We start from the raw sequence: 22,036 nt of genomic DNA on the forward strand, positions 1-22,036 counted from the left end.
TGTTACAGCACATTTATTAATATGTAAAATTGGCATTACAGCCCTGTTTAAGCCCTAAAAAATGTCGATTTTTATAGTAAAACAATTAAACGAAAAACAAAATGAAACATCCTATTCTTTTACTGTTTGCTATTATTATATCGCTCTCTGTAAAAGCCCAAAATTTTAAATATGCTTTTGTAACTGATACCCATGTTGGGTCATCAACAGGCGAAGAAGATCTTAACCGAACTGTTGCTGATTTAAATATGCTGAATGACATCGATTTTGTGATCATTACTGGCGATATCACCGAAATGGGTACCAATAATGAGCTTAAACTGGCTAAAGATATCCTATCAAAATTAAATAAACCATACCACATTATCCCTGGAAACCACGATACCGGATGGTCAGAATCAGGTGGTGTAAATTTTATTAAAGCGTTTGGTGGTGATAAATTTATTTTCGATCATAATGGCTACCGTTTTATAGCATGTGCATCTGGCCCTTACGTAAGGATGAGCGATGGGCACATTCCAAGGGATGCGACCGTTTGGCTTGACAGCGTGCTTAAAGCAACACCTAAAAATATGCCCATTATTTTTGCCAACCACTACCCATTGGATAACAGTTTGGATAATTGGTACGAAGCAACAGATGAGCTAAAGAAATATAATATCCAATATGCCATTTGCGGCCATGGGCACAATAATCACCCTTATAATTTTGAAGGTATTGAAGCCACAATGGGCCGCTCTAATCTAAGGGCAAAGGATGGTATTGGTGGGTATAATATTGTAACAATGACCAAGGATAGTGCATTTTTTCAGGTTAAAAAACCAACCCAGGATATTCTTCCCGTATGGCGCAAAATTGCCTTAAAAACTTTTCTCGCCGATTCAAAAAAATATGATCGCCCTGATTTTGCCATCAACAATAAATATGCGGGCACGAAGGAAGTTTGGACTTACCACTCCAACGCAAATGTAGTGAATACACCAACCTATACATCGAACAATGTTATTTTTGGCAATAGCTTAGGTTTGGTTGAAGCCTTAAATAAAAATACCGGAAAGAAAGTATGGACATTTAAAACCAAAGGCGCGATCTACTCATCACCAGTTGCTGTTAACAATATGGTTATCTTCGGTTCAGGCGATGGCACTATTTACGCATTAAGTGCAAAAACAGGAAAAGAACTCTGGCGCAAGGAAACAACTAACTCGGTATTAGGTTCGCCGGTGGTTAGCGGGCAACGGGTATATATAGGTGGCAGCGATAATACCTTCAGGGCATTGGATGTTAAAACAGGGAATGAAATATGGGCATTTAAAGAAGTAGAAGGTACAATTGTGGGCAAACCACTTATTTATCAGGGCAAAATTATTTTTGGCTCCTGGGGCAGGCATTTGTATGCCCTGGATATTAATAGCGGAAACCTATTGTGGAAATGGAACAATGGCCAGGGTAACAGAATGTTTTCGCCAGCTATGGTAACGCCTGTAGCTTATAACGGGATAATTTATATTGCAGCTCCAGACCGTTATTTAACCGCGATTGATGCAAAAAACGGCAGTACACTTTGGCGAAACAAAGAAGCTACAGTTCGGGAATCGATCGGACAATCGGCAGACAGTACCATTATTTATGGCAAAACCATGCAGGACGAAATTGTAGCTTATAAAGCGCAGGCACAAGATCCGGGTGTACTTTGGCGATATAATGTAGGCTTTGGATATGAACACGTACCATCCATGTTGATTGAAAAGGAAGGAAAGGTATTTTTTGGAACAAAGAATGGTGTTATTTATGCTATCGATCCTAAACAACAAAGCACGGTTTGGGCACACAAAATAGATAATTCGATGATCAATACCGTAAATGTGATTAATGGAAAAAATCTTGTTATAAGCACTATGGATGGAAAAGTAGTTTGGTTAAACGCTAATAAGTAAGCATAAACAATTCATATAAAAATCATTTATAAATTACAAGCCTGTATTTTGAGAATTCACAGCCCTTTCGCATAGACTCAACCAACTGAATAGATAAACCTTTTAATATTTATTTAGCTTAGAAAATTAACCACAACCAAAAAAATACAAGCATCTATCTAAATAGCGATTAACAAAACGAGGCTGTATCATAAGTTGACACAGCCTCATTTTTTGTCATTTTCATTAATACCTCCCTACAGGAGCATTTTCGAATATTCGATTCTCAGGGGCCAATTTTACTTTTGATACAGCCTCTTTTATTAGTTATTGCCAACCAGGATTTTGTTTTAAGTCTATTCCCTGATCTTTATACAGTTTAATCTGATCAAGTGGCAGTGGGCTTAAATATACTTTGTCATTATCAAATGTCCTTTGCGTTTCTGGTTTAGGGGCAGGTATGATATACCCTTCTGTTGTTCCATCAATGGCTACAGTTGCTTTGGGGTAATCTGCTTTTTTAATCCAGGCTCCTCTGTTAATACTAGTATTTAATTTAGTATCAATGTAAGCGTATTTCCTCCACCTTTTCAAGTCATCATTTCTAAAACCTTCCATCATTAACTCGATTCTTCTTTCTCTACGAATTTCCCAAATTAATGAAGATACTGCAGGATCTCTCTGTGGATCATCGTAAACCACACCATTAACGGCTGGCTGCCCACCTATGACCTGAAGATTAGGCATTGAAATTCCACCTCTTTTTCTTAATTTATTAATGGAGTTATCCAAATCGGCTTGAGTTAATGTTCCCAGTTCTGCAGAAGCTTCTGCAAAGTTCATCATAACTTCTCCTAAACGAATAATAGGCGCATCAGTAGTGTTGGTACTAGATAGTGCTTCAGCTGTGCCCCATAAAGTTTGATCCTCCATTAAGAATTTTAAAACAGAATAACCACTTGTGGAATAATTAGAAGCTATGCCTGGTAAACGCAGATCAGATACAAATGTTTCTTTCATTCTAGGATCACGGTTTGCCATTACATTAGCTATAGACTTATCTCCCTGATAAAGTGGTGATACTGAAGCTGGAAGGCCATCTGTACACAAATATGCATCAATAGCATTTTTAGACGGGCCAGTTTGAGGCTCCCTGTTTACATAACTCACTAATGAATGTGTGCTTTGGGCAGTACCATACTGTCTGTATAGAATAATCTCAGGATTTCCTTTAAGGTCAAGAGAGCTAAATAAGGTTCTATATTTAGCTCCTAATGAATACCCGCCTTTCGTCATCACTTCGTTAGCTGCCCATTTAGCTGCTTCTAAATACTCGGTTGCTTTAGCAGGGTTAATATTCGAATATTTTAGCAAGGTACCATGATAAAGAAATACACGGGACATAAATGCCAACACAACGTATTTGTTAACAATCTGTCCGTTTGGCCCAACAAGAGCGTCAGTCGCCCTGACGTTTTCAGCAGCGTATTTAAAATCTGCAAGCATATTATCTAGCACAACAATCTGTGGATCTCTGGGTTTATATAAGTCTATTGAAGTTTCTTCCAAAGGTTTGTCATAGTAAGGAAAATCTCCAAAAGCTTTAACCAAGTCGTTATATTCTAAAGCACGGAAAAAACGACCTACACCAACCCAGTTCTTTTTAATATCATCAGATAAGTAAGTTGAATTACTTACTCTATCTATAAATATATTGGCTTTTCTGACAAAAGTAAAACTCCATCCTCCGCCAGACGTAGGAACATTTTTGGTAAATGCAGTAGGAGTTGTTGGTGCAAAATCATCATTTAATGTTTCTCCGGAAAAATATTTACCAAATGTAAATCCGGATCCGTAACCTGTAAAATAACTTGTGTAAAATCCCCAGGCAAAGGTACTCACCTCTTTCTCTGTTCTCCAATAAGTATCATCAGAAAAAGAATCTAACGGCTCCCTTTCCAAAAAATCTTTTTTACAACCGTTCCCTAATATCAAAATAAGGAAGGCAATTATAATATATATCTTTTTCATCGCTGTAATAGTTATAAGGTTACTTGAATACCAAATGATAATGTTTTTCTGTAAGGATAAACTCTTCCAAATGATGCCGCATCAGTTTGATCTGCTGTATAGTCAACTTCTGGATCTATTGGAATTCCTACGTTAGAAATCGAAAATAAATTTTCTCCACTTAAGTAAAATCTTAGCTTATCAATTTTCACTTTGCTTGTTAAACGTTTTGGAAAGGTATAACCCACAGTAATGTTTTTGGCTCTCAAGTAGGCCATATTTAATAAATATTTCGTTTGAGTTAAAAAATTTAATGAGTTATTAGATTGGGCCTGATTTGTTGGTCTTGGATAGAAAGCATCGGGATTAGAAGGTGTCCAATAATCCATTTGATGCTCAAAAGAAGCCTCAGCAGGATTCCAACCTGGAACAAAGATTGGCCCCGAAGCCCAAAAGTCTCTTTTTCCTACCCCCTGAAAAAATGCATCAATATCAATACCTTTCCAGGAAGTACCTAAACGGAATCCATATTGGTAGCGTGGCGTAGAATTTCCAATTACTTTTAAATCTCCGTGATCATCAACGGTATTGGCGCCATTATTAATTACGCCATTACCATCAAGGTCTTTATATTTAACATCACCTGGGCCATAAAAGAATGAGGCGGTTTCATATCTGCTTTGCGAAGGAATGCCAGGTTTTAAAATCCATTTATTATTTGCGTCCTTTCCTGAAAAATCATCTGAAGTAAAATAACGGTCGGTTTCATACCCCCATATTTCTCCAAGAGTTTTACCTTCATAATTACCCGTTACAGTTAATGTTGTGTTGGCAAATTTGGTAATTTTATCCTGAAAATCAGATAAGGTGCCCGTTAAATTGATCATCAAGCCATTTTCAAAAGTATGATTATAATCAATTGCTAATTCCCATCCATTAGTTGTCATCTCTCCATAATTTCTTCGTGGAGATGTTGCCCCAAAAGATGAAGGAAGTGTTACTCCGGCACTTAACATATCGGTAGTTTTTCTTTTATACCAATCAAAACTTACTCCTAAGTTATTTTTAAAGAAACGGGCATCCAAACCTAAATCAAATGTAGTAACCGTTTCCCAAGTAAGGGATCTGGATACCGCAAGTGGAGTACTTATAGTCACCTGATTTGAACTGCCAATCCACCAGCCAGAATTTGATGTATCCATTAATGGGATAAAAGGATAAAAATTATTTCCAGTTACCACATCCTGATTACCCACTGATCCATAGGATCCGCGTATTTTTAAAAATGACAGTACATTTTCTATTGGCTTTAAAAATGATTCTTCTGATAAAATCCACCCGGCAGACATTGATGGGAAGAAGCCCCATAAGTCATTTTTAGGGAAACGTGATGAACCGTCATATCGACCATTTAATTCAAGGAGGTATTTGTTTTTATAAGCATAATTGATCCGTCCAAATAATCCTTTTGAGGAATAATGCCTATTGTACCCATCAACAAACTGATCACCAATTGCTCCTGGAATTGCGCCTACACCAGGGTCTAATAAGGTATTTCTTTTCGAGTACTGATAATTTTTTTGATAATAATCTATATCTCCACCTAGAATAACCTTGAATGAATGGTCATTAATATCTTTGGTATAGGTTCCATAAAGTTTACCTGCATTTACATCTGTCCACGCTGAACCAAAAGCTGCATAATCATAAGCAACCGACTGATAATTTTTATTTACCGGCGGTAAATCGCCACCTGCCCAAAAATCAATGCCCCTGGTTCCACCTCCAATAATTTTCGAATGAGTATTGGTTGATGAATAGGTATAGTCTGCATCAATTGTTAATCCTTTTAAAGGTTTAAAAGTCGCTCCTGCCTGAATCCTGGCTAGGCCTGTTTTTTCTCTATTCATATTGGCCTGTTGAACTTCTGTAACTGCGCTTCTGAAAGGTTCACCCTGATACGTACCATAGGGATAAAATTTCGGCCAGCGATAAAGATAGTACCAAGGACCAATTGTTGCAGTACTAAAGATAAATGGTGTTGTTGTTAGCGTATTTGTGTAGAAAATCTTTCCTCTAATGTCAAGATAATCCTTTACTGCAGTATTAACACTCACAGACATGTTATAACGGTCGAATTCATCGGGGTTAACTTTCAAAACACCATTCTGGTTTAAATAACCTAAACCAATGTTATAGCTGGTTTTCTCACTTCCTCCACTTACACTTAAATTATGATTTTGTTGTGGGGTCCATTTTTTCATGTATTTATCTGCAGCATCCCATGAGCGATAAAAAAATAATTTGCCATCACGAAGTTCAAAATCCCTTCCTCTAACCATTTCATCACCTAAGTCCTGTCCTCCATATAAACTATCCCATTCTTTCATTTTGCCAATGGCAATTTCATCAATGTACATTCCTACAATACCTGGTTGAGTGGTATTAGGGTTTGTACGTTGTAAAGCTGACAATGCAAAGTTTGCCCCATCGGCAGCATTAGCTATTTTCTGCAAGGTTGTTGGCGTAGACCAGGAGAAATTATTTGTATATGAAATTTTACTTGGCGTGTTTTTCTTTCCCGATTTTGAAGTAATTAAAACGACTCCCCACGCCGCCCTGGTACCATAAATTGATGTAGATGCTGCATCTTTTAAAACCGAGATACTCTCGATGTCATCTGGATTAACCAATTGCAAACTTTCAATCTCAACATTATCAAGTAAAATAAGTGGTTGTGATCCTCCTCCGTTTAAAGAGCCCCTTAATCCTCGAAGTGTAATTTTAGGATTTTTTCCCAATTCGCCACTAGGCGTGGTAATGCTAAGGCCAGGCACAACACCCTGCAAACCTCTGGCAACATCAGTAATTGGTCGACTCTGCAGTACCTTCGTATCTACAGTAGTTACCGCACCTGTTAGGTTTGCTTTCTTTTGTGTACCATAGCCTACCACCACAACCTCATCCAAACCCTTTGAATCGGATTTAAGAACGACATTTACGATAGTATTGCCATCAACAGGTTTTTCGAGAGTGGCATACCCAATAAAAGTATAAACCAATACATCTGTTTTTAATGCCTTGATGATGTAAACTCCATCCCCATTAGTCTGAGTAATGGTGTTGCTTCCCTTTACTCTGATGGAAACGCCGGGTATAGGGCCATCTTCTGATGTAACCTTACCCGTAATGGTAGTTTGTTGTGCAATGGCATGGGCCAGCAACACAAACGTACCAAGAAAAATTAATAGTAGCTTTTTTTTCATAAACGTAAGTTTAGAATTGTTTTGTAGTTTAGTCTTAATACCGCATAAAACAGCAATATTTAAGTAAATATCACTAATTATTTGATTAAAAAAAACAAATTTGGTTTTGCAACATCTATATTACCGCACAAACACGCAAAAAAGCGCATTATCTGATTATTAAGCAGTTATTGCATTATCTCTATTCCCTTCTGTGCTCCTAAAAAATCTGGGAAATGAAAAAGCCAACCACTATGGGTTGGCTTTTATATCTGTAATTATAATCTATCTGATTAAAAAGAACGATACGTAAGGTCTACGTGGTGCCGTTGTGATGCCACTATAGCCACTAGCAAAAATGGTATAAACCCTTTTGTTTAAAAAAGTACTTGCACTGGTATAATTGGCAAGAACCGTTGCGGTTGTTATTGCTGCTCCAGCCGGCCTGATTTTCCAGGTTTTTGATTGCGCAGACCTTAATGTAATCTCATTGGTAATGTTTAAATAATTTACATTGCCTGCAATGAGCGAGTCTTTTGCATTATCTGTTGCACTTGTTCCATAATATAGATCTACTGATGGTACATTTGGCATTAAGTTGATAAACCGGTATTTACAATAGGCCGTATCCGGCCTGGTAAAACTTTCCTGAGTTAAAACATTTTTGGTATTTGCAGCGGTATCGGTAATATGCGCAACATAATTTTTGCCTGCTTCTATCTGGAAGGTTGTACTGTATAGCACAACTGAATCGGTTCCATCATCTTTCTTTTTGGGAAGAATAATCGATAGTTTTAGATTACCAGGACTTACAGCAAGAAAATCAGCCGTAGAACTGCCCCCTGTGTTATACCCACCACCAGGAAAAGGAGTACGTGCAGTAATTACACTACTAACTCTTTTATCGTTAATTTTAATTGCTATTGCCCTATTGTTATAATAGTAAGAGGCATAGTTCACCTTTAATAAAGCCTGGTCGCTGGTCAATTTTTCGGTTTCACCATAATCGAGTACATTTTTGGTGCAACCAGCTAAAGCCATTGCAATAAACAGACTGGCAAATAAGTTAGAAAATATTTTCATCTTGATATTTTTTAAATTAAAAAATTATGGCTGGCTAAACCAGGTTTCTTTGGTCATGTAGTCAACGTCTAACCCGCCCCACTTGCGTAACTCCTCACTATTCCAAACATATTCAGAATTGTAACGTGGCCTGAATCGATAAGCATATTTCCCGCCTAAAAGAAGGTCGGCTGTAGGAATTTGATAGAACTGCCTGAAGACCGTTGCACTGTAATGATGCTTCCTCATATCAGACCATTGCTCTAAACCGGCCCAACCCCATTGGGCAATGTATTTTTGCCCCATGATGTCGGCCAGTGTTAGTGTTGCAGCACTTTGGGCAACTTCATTAGAGGCCAAATAAGTGTTGATTTCGGCATCGGTTATCAAAGGATCAGGGGTTTTAGAAGCCCTGCCATAAGTGTTGCAAAAAACCATATGGCCAGATATACCAAGCCTGTATGCAGTAAAAGCATCTGCTGTTTTTCCCTGTAAAAACAACGCTTCTGCTTTTGCGAACTGTAATTGCGAATAGGTCATGATTGGGTACCTTGCTGCATCGGCAAAAATATATTTTCCATTGTAAGTAGTAGACCCTGCCGGGATACTGCCGAAAACAATAGGAAGGCCAGATGTACTGCTTCCCTGCGTTGGAACACCGGCTATATACCTGCCCAAAGTAGCTGTAGCCGTACTTGCCGGCAACATCCTGCTCAACCGTGGATCGAGTGAGCTTGTTGGATTTGTGGTAGGCACTCCCCTCACTCCACCTGCAAGATAGTTTAAGATCGTGGTCGAAATCCGACCATAATAAGTAGATGTTGTACCAGATGGATTTATATAGCCCAATGTGGGCCCGAATGGATTGGTATCATCGGTACTTGCTGCAGAGAAATAAACCGTTGCTGATTCTGCTTCATTGGCAAAAGATAAATCAGTGTATTTAACAACACTATCGGCGTACATGGCTTTAAACTCTGGTTTATTTACCAGATGACTGTACTGTAATGCATAAATTGCATACACAAATTTTCTCCATTTGGTCATATCGCCTTTATAAATCCCATCACCGGTAACACCAGCCAGTTGCGTAGCGTAGTTAATTGGACTTTTCATCGTAGAATACTTAAGCGACTGCTCGCAATAGTAACGTACTTTTGCATATACCTCTGGCTGATCATGGTAAGGGAATCTTAACATCCCAGGGGTAAACGCCTCATCCAAAATGATTGGCCCGTACAAATCTGTTGTTTGTTGATAGGCCCAAGCTTTAATGGCATAACCAATTGCAGCATACTCATATTTTTGATTGGCAACTGCATCATTAATTAAATTCTCCAGGTTCAAACCCAAATCAACATAGGTCATTCTCCAGATTACGCCTCCATTATCGCTCGAACGTACAAAAGTGTGTTTTTCAAAAGCAATAGATCCATCATCAGTTGATGCACCAATAAGATTTTGCGTAATTTTCCAGATAAAACGATAATCCTGTGAGGTTCCGTTTGTCATTTGAAATAGAATTGGCGGCAGCAGCAGTTCTGCCTTACTGGTTTGTGGCACAGCAGGGTTTGTATTGATATCGAGGTATTTTTTACATCCTCCAGCCATTAATAATACTGCCGAAGCAATATATAGTTTATATAATATTTTCATGTTGTTCACTATAATTTAACCCTAAATCCTACATTAAAACCTATCGGTTTGCCAACATTACCATAATCGATACCGAAACCTCCAATCCCTCCAACACCTGGTGAATTTGCATTACTCTCTGGGTCGCCACCTGAATAATTGGTAATCAATATCGAATCGGTTAAAGTAAAAAAGGCCCCGAAGCTTTGGATAAATCCGATGCGTTTAACCAGCGATGGGGGAAAATCATATGCCAGCGTAACATCCCTTAAACGCAGCGTTTTGATGTTCCGCTCTACGAACATCTCTGGCGATACGTTCAGAGAATAGTAGTTAGAAGCATAAAAGGGGGTTACTGCAATCGTATTAACCGTAGGGTTGGCCGTATTTTGCAATCCATCGGCTAAAACCCCTTTAATTACGCGCGGCAGCTCTCTATCGAGGGTTTTCAAACTAATCCCTTTAATGTAAGATGCGTACTCGGTACCGTTAACTACATCGCCGCCATATCTTAAATCCCATAAGAAAGAGAGATTAAAGCCTTTGTAGCTAAATCTGTTTACAAAACCTAGCGTAAATTTTGGATTCCTGTCTCCAATGGGATAATATTGTGTATCAGAGCTTGTTGGCAAACCAGAGGACGTATTAATCAAGATATCCCCTCTATTACTTCTATCAAACCTGGTTCCGCTAATCGCACCCGTACTATAGCCAGGATGAACTGCGCTCCTGATTTCACCAATTACCCAGGTATCAGATTCGTAAAGTTCCGGAAGCTCATTTGCCAGCGATAATACCACGCCACGATTGCGGGTAAAGTTAAAAGTAGTGTTCCAGTTAAAATCTTTTCCTTTTATCGGGTTACCTGTTAACTGTACTTCGATGCCACGGTTACGTACCGTACCCCCATTCATCATCTCTAAAACGAAACCTGTACCATAGCTTAAGCGTGGGTTAATGATCTGATCTCTACTTAATAGGTTGTAATAGTTAAAATCAAGTCCGATCCGGTTTTTCAGAAATTGCATTTCAGTACCGATTTCGAAATTTTCAGATACCTCCGGTTTTAAGTCTGGGTTACCACCATAGTACGAATAGGCATAACCACCGCCTGTAAATCTTTTAGCTTCGTAGTTTGTACCTGTAGAATATTCTCTCCAGGGCTCTTTACCTGTTAATGCATATGAGGCTCTTAACTTACCATTATCCAGCCATGGCAAGGCCGTTTTAACGGTGGCCAGATCGGTAAAATTAAAGGCCAAACTTGCTGATGGATAGGCAAAATATGGATTGTTTGGCATTAACCGCGAAGCGCCATCAACCCTACCCGATAGGGTTAAATACAATAAGGTTTTGTAGCCCATTATGGCCTGTGCAAAAGCACCAACTGTACGGTAGCGGTTTACATAGGTTAATGTACGCTGTGTTGTTGGCAGCGTATTATTTATACTGTAAAAATTTGGATCGTACATATTCGTACCACGCTGAGAATCGGTAGTAGAATTATAATCGTTAAAAGTAGCACCAATAACATAGGTATTGTTAAAATCTCCAAATTTATGCTTGGCACTAGCCGTTAACGATCCATTAAATACCTTGGTCAACTGATCATAGGTCATTACCGTTCCGCCTGTCGGGGCTGCGGCAGAACCCGAGCCCCGGTAAGATTGAGCATGATATACCGACAATCCTTTGGTATTGGCAATGTCGGCTCCAATAATCCCATTAATCCTTAACCATTTTGTCGGCTTTAGCTCCACATTCGTATTTGCAATTAACCTGTTAACTTTATCGTTATTCACATTTTTAACAACATCCCAAAGCGGGTTATCGAATTCCGAATAGATGCTTGCCAGATGCAGAACCCTGTTTCCGTTGATATCTTGGTAATTCTGAACATCGTAAGCAGAACTAAACCGCATCAACTGAAGCAAAGATCCGTTAGCACCTTTATTTGCCTTATCATTATTAGAATTGATGTAGTTGAAAGTGCTTGTTAGTTTCAGTATCGGTGAAATGGTACCAACTGCAGTTATCCTCGATGAGATCCGCCTATAACTTGTTGTAGGGATTGTTCCTTTACTATCGGTGTATTCGTTAGACCAACGATAAGAGAACTGTTCAGTTCCTCCCTCAAAAGACAAGTTGTGTTTTTGTGTAAAACCAGTTTCGAAAAAATTATGGATATTATCGTAAAGTGGTGTACTTGGTAAAAATGCCGGCCCAAAAAAGTTAGAACTTCCACCATCGTAAACTCCATTAGAAACCCCCGAGTTGTACTTAGTTTGTATCTCCGGAAACTTATTCAGCTGCTCTACCCTAAACGAATTATTGTAATTAATACTTCCGCGGCCAGCCTTACCTTTTTTTGTGGTAATCAAAATTGCGCCACTGGCACCGGCACTTCCATATAACGCGGTGGCCTCAGGCCCTTTCATTATTACATAACTTTCGATATCGTTTGGGTTAATATCCATCCCCCGGTTAGAGTAATCCTGGTCTCTGTTTGCGGCTCCCGAAACTAGCTCTCTTGTTTGATTTAATGTACTGTTGTTAATCGGCACACCATCTACAACAATCAGTGCGTTATTATCTCCGCTGATCGATACAAATCCTCGTAAAACAATCTGCGCAGAGGCTCCTGGGTTTCCATTGGTACTATTAATCGATAAACCTGGAACACGACCTTGCAAGCCTCCAAAGAAATCGTTTCTCTGGGTTTCGGCAACTTCGGATCCGGAAACTTTTGGCGTTGAATAGCCTAACGATTTAGCATCGCGATCAATCCCATAGGCAGTAACCACAACCTCATTAAGATTGCTGGCATCAGCAGAAAGGGTTACATTAATCGTGCTATTTGCACCAACAGCTCTTTCAACACTTTTGTATCCAACATAAGAAAATGTTAATACATCGGTTTTTAATGCCTTTATCGAATAATTTCCTTTGCCATTGGATTGTGACACCACGGTACTTCCCTTCACCCGGATAGAAACGCCGGGAATGGGGCCGTCAGCGGAGCTGACCTTACCGGTAATCGTTATCTGTTGCGCGAAAACTTGCGCACACAGCATAATCATACCGATAAAACTAAAGAATAGTTTTTTCTTCATAATTTGTTAGTAAGAAAGTGGTTATTAGAAGTTGTTGTTTGTATTCCGGTTTATCAAACGCGCAAATTACCGCAGCTTTGATGTTAGTTAAGTAAATATGATGAATGTTTTTGAAAATAAAAACAAATAGGAAAGATTTATTGTGCTAACAAACAAAACTTTATCGCACAAACACGCATAAAAACGCAAATAATATAATTTTAAAATCTTTTTATACATTCGTAAAAAATCAAATGATTTATGCTGAAAAAAGAACGTCACGACTTCATCATGCGCCAGATTAACCTGCATAACCGTGTTTTAACATCCGACTTAGTGCAGTTACTTAATGTTTCAGAAGACACAATCAGACGAGATTTACAAGAGCTTGTTGATGAAAACTTGCTTTATAAGGTTCATGGAGGCGCTTTATCGAAATCTTATCACAGTTCTTTTGACGATAGTACGGTTTATGCCAGAGATAGTAAGATTGCGATTGGCAAAAAAGCCGTTCAGTTGATAAAAGATGGCATGGTAGTTTTAACCGGAGGAGGAACAACGATTTTAGAATTTGTTAAACGACTTCCGCAGGGCCTATCTGCTACATTTTTCACCATTAGTCCGCTGGTAGCAGTAGAGCTCGCTAAATACAATAATATCGAAGTGATTTTAATTGGAGGCTTATTTTCGAAAAATTCGCAAGTTACTTACGGCGGACAAGTAATTACACAGTTATCTGAAATCAAAGCCGATTTATGCCTGATGGGAACCAGCGCCATCCATCCCGATGAAGGCCTAACGGATACCTACTGGGAAATTAACCAGCTTAAAAAAGCCATGTTAGCCTGTGCAAAAAAAACCGCTGTACTTTGTATTTCCGAAAAGCTGGATATTGCTTTAAGATTAAGGGTTTGCCCGATAGAAAGCATTAGTTATCTGATAACAGAATTAGATTTAGACCATGAATCTCTTTCGCGCTACCGTGAAAAGGAATTGAATATTTTATAAAAAGAGGTTGTATCATACAGATTTGTCACCCTGAGCCTGTCGAAGGGCCTGTTTAAATACTGTTTAAGGTGTTTCGACAGGCTCAACATGACAGCATCTGAGCTGAAATTGTGTTTATGATACAACCTCTTTCATTTTGCTAGAAAGTTGGATCCGCAGGGGTATTGGTATTATTATCTCTTTCTGCGAAAGGATAAGGGAAAAAATTACGCTTGCGATCAGCTAAAGGTTGATTGAACCTTCTCATATCCTCAAGTTTTAGCCCAGACATAAAGAGTTCAATACAACGGTGTTTGTAAATCAGATCTAAAAGCTGTTGTTGTGTATAAGGACCAGTTAGTGCCGGCAGTGCCGCCCCAACTCCAAAAGGATCAGTTGCTGCAGTTTTGGTTACGATCTTATTTAGCTCAGTAAGCGACGAAGCCAGGTCAGGAGTAGCTTGACGGGCATAAGCCTCTGCTTTAATTAAGGTCATTTCGCCAGGCAGATAAATGGGAAACTGGGTAAAAGTGCCTGCACCGAAACCATTAATACGTACTGTTGTATTAACTACAGTATAAAATGGAATCCTGGCATCGCCTGCATCCGGGATATTAGCGCCAGTCTGTCCTAAATTTATATTCTTAGGTTGAATTACATTATTGGTAGAGGTAGCAATCTCAAAAATGGGGTTCAAATTTATTGCATCATATGTAAATGTCGATTTTTTAGTTAAATCAACTGCATTTGCAGCAGTTAATGCTAACACATAGTTTCCGGCAAATAAAGCATAGCGGGCTTTGAGTGCATTTAAAGTATTGGGAATATCTACTCCTGATGGAATGTTCCCCAAAAAAGATGTGCTTATCGAGTTTGCTGCAACTACGGCCAATGCCTTGTCGATGGTCGCAATTGCTTTATTATAACCATCAACACGACTAATAAAGGTAACATTTTGACCAGTCCCAGCCGGAACCTTTTCCCAATACTCTGATAAATTACCCACAGCCAAGGCTTTAAAAATACTTGCGTAAGCAATTAAACCCGCTGCATAGTTTTTATCCGGAAGATTAGCGGCATTATTAATCACGTTATCTGCATCATAAATAATTTTATTTGCACCAGCCCAAACATTTAGTACTACTGAATTTGTACCATCTACCTGTACACCTCCAGCTACTAATCTTTCTTCATTGGTATTACCGGTATTAATGGATATTAACTCATTTGTGGTTAAGCCATTTAAAGTAATAGTCGCATACAGAATTCCAGCCCGAGTTGTCGAATAGTTTTTCTGTAAACCTACCGTAACGCCTGTTAAGCCTTTTGCCGAGGTTAATACATCATCGGCCGTAGCCGCGTTAGGATTTAAGTACTCCTTTTTACAAGCGCTTGAAAAAGCCACTATAGTAAGCAAAAATGCATAACCTATATATCTTGATTTTAAATTTTTCATAACAACAGTTTTAAATTAGAATCTTGCTTGTAAACCCAATGAGAAAGTACGTGGAATTGGTACTGAACCGAAATCGATATTCCTCAAGATTGTAGATTGACCACCAGAGTTTAATTCAGGATCATAGCCTTTGTAATTATCCCACGAAATGAGGTTCCTTCCACTAAGGTTAACGGTTAAGCTTTTAATAAACTTAACCTGGCCAATATTATAGCTCAATGAAATCTCTCTCAATTTCACAAAAGACCCATCATCAATGCGCCATTCTTCTACAGTGTACGCACCAGCCACATAGCCTCTGGGCAATTGGCCCATCTGCTCTGCTTCGGCAACTTTTCCATTACCTACACCTTGACGTGTTCTCCAATCTGCATTCCAAACGTCCCCCCCTTGAACAGCGTCCAATTGAATGTGTAAGCTTAATTTTTTGTAAGTAAAATCATTAACGAAAGACCCTGTATAATCGGGGTTTGGATCGCCGATTACTTTACGCAAAACATTACCTGCGGCTTGACCAGCAGTTAAAGGAATACCAGCAGCGTTTGTTACAATATCTCCATCTTTTGTCCGCTCAAAATATGTTCCATAAAAAACACCTACTGGATAACCGTCAGTAATAGAAACAGGCGCGCCGGCATTGGTTGCAATTAATCTCTGTGCACCCGAACCCACTATTTTATTTCTATTTCTGTTGTAGATTAGCGTCGATGTCCACGTAAAGTCATCGGTTTTAACTGGAATCCCTGTAAGCATTAATTCGATACCTTTATTTTTTAAAGTACCGCTAATATTGTCTAACAAGCTAGAAAACCCAGTTGTCGGTGCAATCACAACAGGCAATAATAAATCAGTTACATTTTTATTATAATAACTAAAAGTTAAACCTAAACGATTATTAAAAAAGGACATATCTGTACCGATTTCAAGCTCTTTTTGGCGCTCAGGTTTCACACTCGTATTAGCCAGTGTCGTTAACGATGTTAATGATGTTTTGCTGTTTAGGGCATTTGGTGAATAAACGTTGAAACGATCATATGCGCCAATCCCTGTTAAATTTCCAGACTGGCCATAAGCTGCTCTTAATTTGAACGCATTCCACCATGATGATACGCCAAAATCTTTCCAATAATCGGCAGATGACAACACATAACTCACGTTAGCTTTAGGATAAAACTGCGTTCTATTATCTTCTCCAAATACGGTAGATTGATCTACTCTTATGGCGCCGGTTATAAATAAATGGTCTTTATATTTAAAATTTTGTTGTAAATAAGCCCCGCTAATTGAGAATTCTGAACGATTATCAACATTAGGTAAAGCAGTACTTGCTCCATTCACTACCTGAACAAAAGGAGCTAAACCACGTCCGTTTAGTAAGCTATACAGGTCTTTTTGATATTGATAAGATCCGCCAAGTTGAGTAGTTGAACTAAATAATTCAGAAATTTTAGCATCATAGGTGAAGTTTAACTCATTATTAAATAGTGTGGTTGTTGCATTCGCCGCACTTGCATAACCGTTTAAAGATGGATCTAAAGTTGGCCCACCACCATAAAAACCCGTACTTACATTATACGCAAAGGGCGGAATAAATGTTGTCCCATTTTGGATTGAATTATCAACCCCCATAGTATAGTCAATAGTTAAGTTTTTAACAGGAGTAAGTTTTAATCCTGCATTTGCAATAATGCGATTGGTAAACTGGCGTTGCTTGATATCTTCAATAACAGAAACTGGATTAACACGTCCGCGTTCTCCGATGGCTTTTAAATTGCCTAATGCATCTCTGGTAAACAAATCATGAAAATTGCCAATAATGGTTACCGAATTCATTGGTGAAAAGAATGAATTCCCATCTGGCTTTTCGTTGGCATCGCTATGAACATAATTAAATCCCGCAGTCATTTTTGCCCATTTATTAATGGTTTGATCAAGATTTGCCCTGAAATTCATTCTGGTGAAATCAGTGTTTTTAATGATCCCCTGGTTTGAAAAATAACCAGCAGAGGTATAAAATTTAGTGTTGTCATTACCTCCAGAGACTGAAACTGAATTATCTGTCCCAATACCTGTCCTGAAAATATAATCCTGGTAATTATACCTGGTTACCGGAGTTGTTGTAATTAACGCAGGGGATAATACATCCTGAGTTTGCGCAGTTGGCCCATCTGTTGGTCCTCCAAATTTTGTTGGCGATTGATTGACATCAATTTGTTTGCGCAACTCACTAATGGTTAAACTGGTGCTGAAACTCACTTGCGGCTCGCCAGTTTTACCCCTCTTGGTGAAAATCTGGATTACCCCCGCATTTGCCCTCGAACCATAAATGGCTGCTGCTGCTGCGCCATTTAAAACCTCAATATGATCAATATCCGCAGGACTAATATCCACCATCCGGTTTTGCCCAATACTTCCGACAAAGTTTCCACCATCATAATTGGCTGATGTATTGGTTACTCTGGTTGTAGAATTGTTTACAATTACCCCATCAATGATGTAAAGTGGCTCTGAAGATGAGTTAACCGAGCTCACCCCTCTTAAACGAACAGAAATTCCACCAGCTGGGTCTCCAGAATTTTGGCTGATCTGTGCGCCGGGTGTTTTACCTTGTAATGACGCCAGTGCATTTCCACTAGGCGCCTTGTTTAAATCATCACCTTTTACGGTACTCACGTAACTACCGAGCTGTTTACGGGTAGTTCCTTGAGAGGTACCCGTAACAATTACCTCATCGAGCCCCACTGCATCGCCACTTAAAGCACTATTAGCCTGAACTGTGGTATTATCGCCAAGTGTTACCGTTTCGATATTCGATTTAAAGCCGATAAAAGAAATCTGAATCTGATATTTACCAGGGGCTAAATCAACCGAAAAGCTATACGTTCCACTCGAACTTGTGCTTGTTACGAGATTTGTATTGATAATTTTCACAACAGCACCTGGAACAGGGCTGTTATTTGCGGCGTCGGTAACCTTACCGCTTATGGTATACCGTTTGTTTTGTGCCTGCGCCATTTCTGTAAATAAGAGCAGCAGAAATGGGATCAACAAAATTGCGAAGAATCCTGGTGACCATTTTAGGTAACTTTTTTCCATAAAATTTGGTTTTGTTAGAAGATTAGTGTTTAAACAAATTTAACAAAATACCGCACAAACCAAATTTTTAACCTGTACAAACTGATTTACAAAATTGTGCTTACTAGGCTGGTAAACTGATTTTACCCATGCAAACCGAAGGCACGCCTTGCCTATCACCAAAGTTTATCGGTTTGCCACAGAGTGTTTCGTTGGCCAAAACAGCAAACAAAACAGCCTCTTTTGCATCGGGATCAATTTTTAAGTCTTCAGTGGTTAGGAATTTGCAAAAAGGTAACTTGCTTTTAAGAAGTTGTACAATCAAAGGGTTATGCATTCCGCCGCCACTCATAAAAACCTGTGCTTTAGCATCTTCGCCAAAGCAACGCTTAATTGCATTAGTAATAGTTTCTGCAGAAAAATGACATAAGGTAGCCATTACATCTTCCCTACTTAAATCTATTGTTAAAGACTCTTCTTGAGCGTTTGTCAAATACTCCAGATTAAACAATTCTGGTCCTGTGGTTTTAGGAAAATCCAGATCAAAAAAGCTGCAATTTAATAACGCAGACAATAGACTGGGATTAGATTCGCCAGCCAAGGCAACAGCTGCATTTTTATCATAAAATTGATTAAAATGTTTCTGCATATACTGGTCCATCAAAGTATTTCCAGGGCCAACATCCGTCGAAAAAATTTCACTGGCATCCGTACTGCCTGGCAAATAGGTGAAATTTGCTATGCCGCCTATATTTAACATTACCCGATCTTCGCCAGCTTTCGAAAATATTAAATAATCGCCATAGACCGCTAAGGGGGCGCCTTCCCCGCCAGCGGCTAAGTGTTTTTGTCTAAAGTCAGACAGTGTGATAATCCCGGTTTTTAGCGCAATATGATCACCGTCACCTATTTGTAATGTACCATTAGGATAATCGGTCATTTGATGCAACGATTTTGGTGCATGAAATATGGTTTGTCCGTGGCTGGCTATAAAATCTATATCCTCATTTTTATAGCCCCATTCTTCCAGGGCTTCATTTATTAGTTGGGCATGGGTATTTGCAATATGCTCATTCATTAAGCACACCAATTGTAAATCGACTTCTTTTTTAGAGAAAATGGCTTTTATTTTGGCCCTAAAATCATCGGTATAATCGCCTGTTTTAAATTTTAAAATCCGGATATCCGTCTCAGCACCGCTTCCCTTTACCAAACAGAGCGCAATATCCAGTCCATCCATTGATGTTCCACTCATCAATCCTATAATTAAACGTTCCGATTTCCCTGCTTTCGAATACAACTTTTCAATCTGTGTGTTCATATTGCTTTTTTATCTTAAAAAGATCAAACGTTTGTCTGCCCCTCTAATCGAATTTTATATAAATACTTGCAATAAAAGTAAATAACCTTTGTTACAAATTGGGCATAACTCTCTATATTTACTGCTCCGTACATTAAAATCCATATAAAAAAAATGGCTAGATTAAATCTACTGGAGGAGACACGTTTCGAGAAATTACCGGTAAGCGTGTTCGAAAATCCAAAAATTGCTTCAATTAATGTTGCACACCGCATTGCCGAGCTCATTAAATCTAAACAAGCAAGCAACACACCTGCAGTACTGGGCTTAGCAACAGGTGTTACCCCAATTGCAGTTTATGCCGAATTGGTTAGACTGCACAAAGAAGAGGGCTTGAGTTTTAAAAACGTAATTACTTTCAACTTGGATGAATATTATCCAATGGCGCCAACAGCGGCACAAAGTTATGTTACGTTTATGAACGAAAACCTTTTCAATCATATCGACATTGATAAGAAAAATGTTCACATCCCTGATGGCACACTTGCGCTGGAAGATATTCCTGCATTCTGCTTAGAGTATGAAAAGAAAATAGGTGATCTTGGTGGTCTTGATATCCAGATTTTAGGTATCGGCCGTACAGGTCACATCGGATTTAACGAGCCGGGATCTGCACCAAATTCTGGTACACGTTTAGTTACTTTAGATGACCTTACCCGCCGCGATGCCGCACGCGATTTCGGCGGAAAAACCTTCGTACCTACTAAGGCCATTACCATGGGTATAGGTACAATTTTCAAAGCAAGGGAAATTATATTGATGGCCTGGAGCCGTAAAAAAGCTTCGATTATCAAAAAAGCTGTTGAAGGTGAAATTTCGGGCGATGTTCCGGCAACGTACCTACAGCTTTCTGACCATGTGGAGTTTATCCTTGATGCACCTGCAGCTTCAGAACTGACCCGTTTTGACACCCCATGGTTGGTTAAAGACTGTGTTTGGACAGATGCTCTGATCCGTAAAGCGGTGATCTGGCTGGCCAATACCTTGAAAAAACCGATCTTAAAGTTAACCGAAGACGATTACAACAATAATGGTATGGCGCAACTGGCTACTGAAAAAGGACCAGTATACAATATCAACATCCACATCTTTAATAAATTACAGCACACCATTACAGGTTGGCCAGGAGGTAAACCGAATGCTGATGATTCGCAGCGTCCGGAAAGAGCTGAACCTGCTAAAAAGAGAATAATTATTTTCTCACCGCACCCTGATGATGATGTGATCTCGATGGGCGGTACTTTTCTTCGTCTGGTTGATCAAGGGCATGATGTACACGTAGCTTACCAAACCTCAGGTAATACCGCGGTTTGGGATGATGATGCACTTCGTTTTGTTGAGTTCAATGTAGATTTTACAGAGAAAATGGGTATGGACAATACACATTTGAAGGATCTCTACAATAAAATGAGAACCTTTATTGAGCAGAAACAACCAAACCAGATAGATACGCCAGAGATCCAAACGGTTAAAGGATTGATCAGAAAAGGCGAGGCAATTGCCGGCGCAAGATATTGCGGTCTTGAAGATGACCATATCCACTTTCAGGCGCTTCCTTTTTACGAAAGCGGTAAGGTTCAGAAAAACCCGGTAACGGATGCTGATATCGAGCTTACAATAGCACTATTGCAAAAAGTTAAGCCTCAACAGGTGTACGCGGCAGGCGATTTTGAAGATCCGCATGGAACGCATATTGTTTGTTTTAATATTATTTTAGAAGCATTAAAACGTTTACGCAAAACCGAAGCTTGGGCACAAGATTGCTGGTTGTGGATGTACCGCGGTGCATGGCACGAATTTGAAACATATGAAATCGAAATGGCTGTTCCTATTTCTCCACAAGAGCTTGAGCGTAAAAAATATGCGATTTTCAAACACCAGAGCCAAAAAGACAGAGCAGTTTTCCCTGGTGACGATGCTAGAGAGTTCTGGCAGCGTGCCGAAGACCGTAACCGTGATACTGCAAAAGCCTACGACGAACTTGGACTTGCAGAATATGAAGCAATGGAAGCTTTTGTACGCTGGAAATTTGTGGATTAACTAGTGTTAAAATAAATATTGATCCTGCCTTGTTAACTCAAAGCAGGATTTTTTTTGCCCAACCTGCGAAGTCTCAAAAGGACAAGAGTGCAGAAAGACTTCGGGAAGTAAACCGATTTATTTCTCATTCTAAAAACAATACTCTAAATTAGTTTGCT

11 protein-coding genes are annotated in these 22,036 nt (G+C 39.1%); 3 read left to right on the top strand and 8 right to left on the bottom strand.

Translation table 11 applies throughout. The annotated features are described in order from the left end of the window. Positions 1-101: 101 nt before the first annotated feature. Complete coding sequence (locus AC1DNH_RS11940) at positions 102-1,937, top strand: outer membrane protein assembly factor BamB family protein (RefSeq protein ID WP_477580557.1); 1,836 nt, start codon at positions 102-104, stop codon at positions 1,935-1,937. A gap of 306 nt (positions 1,938-2,243) precedes the next feature. Here the strand turns inward: AC1DNH_RS11940 and AC1DNH_RS11945 are convergent, their stop codons facing one another. The 5 genes from AC1DNH_RS11945 to AC1DNH_RS11965 form a co-directional block, all read right to left on the bottom strand. Next, a complete protein-coding gene (locus AC1DNH_RS11945; RefSeq protein ID WP_477580555.1) occupies positions 2,244-3,947 on the bottom strand; it encodes a RagB/SusD family nutrient uptake outer membrane protein in 1,704 nt (567 codons plus the stop codon). An 11-nt stretch (positions 3,948-3,958) separates the two neighbouring features. Next, positions 3,959-7,192 (bottom strand): SusC/RagA family TonB-linked outer membrane protein, encoded by a 3,234-nt coding sequence (locus AC1DNH_RS11950; protein ID WP_477607742.1) that lies wholly within the window; start codon positions 7,190-7,192, stop codon positions 3,959-3,961. Positions 7,193-7,456: 264 nt separating this feature from the next. Beyond that, a complete protein-coding gene (locus AC1DNH_RS11955) occupies positions 7,457-8,254 on the bottom strand; it encodes a DUF4397 domain-containing protein (protein WP_057933243.1) in 798 nt (265 codons plus the stop codon). A gap of 24 nt (positions 8,255-8,278) precedes the next feature. Continuing rightward, positions 8,279-9,889, bottom strand: coding sequence for a SusD/RagB family nutrient-binding outer membrane lipoprotein (locus tag AC1DNH_RS11960; RefSeq protein ID WP_477580551.1), 1,611 nt, complete (start codon positions 9,887-9,889; stop codon positions 8,279-8,281). Between the two features lie 8 nt (positions 9,890-9,897). Further along, complete coding sequence (locus AC1DNH_RS11965; RefSeq protein ID WP_477607740.1) at positions 9,898-12,981, bottom strand: SusC/RagA family TonB-linked outer membrane protein; 3,084 nt, start codon at positions 12,979-12,981, stop codon at positions 9,898-9,900. A gap of 240 nt (positions 12,982-13,221) precedes the next feature. Here AC1DNH_RS11965 and AC1DNH_RS11970 point away from each other — a divergent pair, with 240 nt between their 5' ends. After that, positions 13,222-13,968 carry a DeoR/GlpR family DNA-binding transcription regulator gene (locus AC1DNH_RS11970; protein ID WP_215124683.1) on the top strand — a complete coding sequence of 249 codons (747 nt, stop codon included), beginning with the start codon at positions 13,222-13,224 and terminating at the stop codon, positions 13,966-13,968. Positions 13,969-14,107: 139 nt separating this feature from the next. Here the strand turns inward: AC1DNH_RS11970 and AC1DNH_RS11975 are convergent, their stop codons facing one another. The 3 genes from AC1DNH_RS11975 to AC1DNH_RS11985 all read right to left on the bottom strand — a co-directional run bounded on the left by AC1DNH_RS11975 (position 14,108) and on the right by AC1DNH_RS11985 (position 19,799). Next, entirely contained in the window at positions 14,108-15,403 is a 1,296-nt protein-coding gene (locus AC1DNH_RS11975; RefSeq protein ID WP_477584673.1) for a RagB/SusD family nutrient uptake outer membrane protein, read from the bottom strand. Between the two features lie 15 nt (positions 15,404-15,418). After that, complete coding sequence (locus AC1DNH_RS11980) at positions 15,419-18,499, bottom strand: SusC/RagA family TonB-linked outer membrane protein (protein ID WP_477610696.1); 3,081 nt, start codon at positions 18,497-18,499, stop codon at positions 15,419-15,421. A 103-nt stretch (positions 18,500-18,602) separates the two neighbouring features. Further along, positions 18,603-19,799, bottom strand: coding sequence for an anhydro-N-acetylmuramic acid kinase (locus AC1DNH_RS11985; protein ID WP_477625400.1), 1,197 nt, complete (start codon positions 19,797-19,799; stop codon positions 18,603-18,605). Positions 19,800-19,952: 153 nt separating this feature from the next. Between AC1DNH_RS11985 and nagB the strand changes: the two genes are divergently transcribed. Continuing rightward, positions 19,953-21,878, top strand: a complete 1,926-nt coding sequence (nagB, locus tag AC1DNH_RS11990; RefSeq protein ID WP_215124687.1) for a glucosamine-6-phosphate deaminase — start codon at positions 19,953-19,955, stop codon at positions 21,876-21,878. The last annotated feature ends 158 nt before the right edge of the window (positions 21,879-22,036 follow it).

The sequence above is a fragment of the Pedobacter sp. 01N310 genome, from assembly GCF_056399805.1.

Bases quoted from the DNA above. Each gene is read 5' to 3' on its own strand.
- AC1DNH_RS11940 (WP_477580557.1), top strand. From the start codon at position 102: ATGAAACATCCTATTCTTTTACTGTTTGCTATTATTATATCGCTCTCT.
- AC1DNH_RS11985 (WP_477625400.1), bottom strand. From the start codon at position 19,799: ATGAACACACAGATTGAAAAGTTGTATTCGAAAGCAGGGAAATCGGAA.
- AC1DNH_RS11955 (WP_057933243.1), bottom strand. From the start codon at position 8,254: ATGAAAATATTTTCTAACTTATTTGCCAGTCTGTTTATTGCAATGGCT.
- AC1DNH_RS11970 (WP_215124683.1), top strand. From the start codon at position 13,222: ATGCTGAAAAAAGAACGTCACGACTTCATCATGCGCCAGATTAACCTG.
- nagB (WP_215124687.1), top strand. From the start codon at position 19,953: ATGGCTAGATTAAATCTACTGGAGGAGACACGTTTCGAGAAATTACCG.
- AC1DNH_RS11945 (WP_477580555.1), bottom strand. From the start codon at position 3,947: ATGAAAAAGATATATATTATAATTGCCTTCCTTATTTTGATATTAGGG.
- AC1DNH_RS11980 (WP_477610696.1), bottom strand. From the start codon at position 18,499: ATGGAAAAAAGTTACCTAAAATGGTCACCAGGATTCTTCGCAATTTTG.
- AC1DNH_RS11965 (WP_477607740.1), bottom strand. From the start codon at position 12,981: ATGAAGAAAAAACTATTCTTTAGTTTTATCGGTATGATTATGCTGTGT.
- AC1DNH_RS11975 (WP_477584673.1), bottom strand. From the start codon at position 15,403: ATGAAAAATTTAAAATCAAGATATATAGGTTATGCATTTTTGCTTACT.
- AC1DNH_RS11950 (WP_477607742.1), bottom strand. From the start codon at position 7,192: ATGAAAAAAAAGCTACTATTAATTTTTCTTGGTACGTTTGTGTTGCTG.
- AC1DNH_RS11960 (WP_477580551.1), bottom strand. From the start codon at position 9,889: ATGAAAATATTATATAAACTATATATTGCTTCGGCAGTATTATTAATG.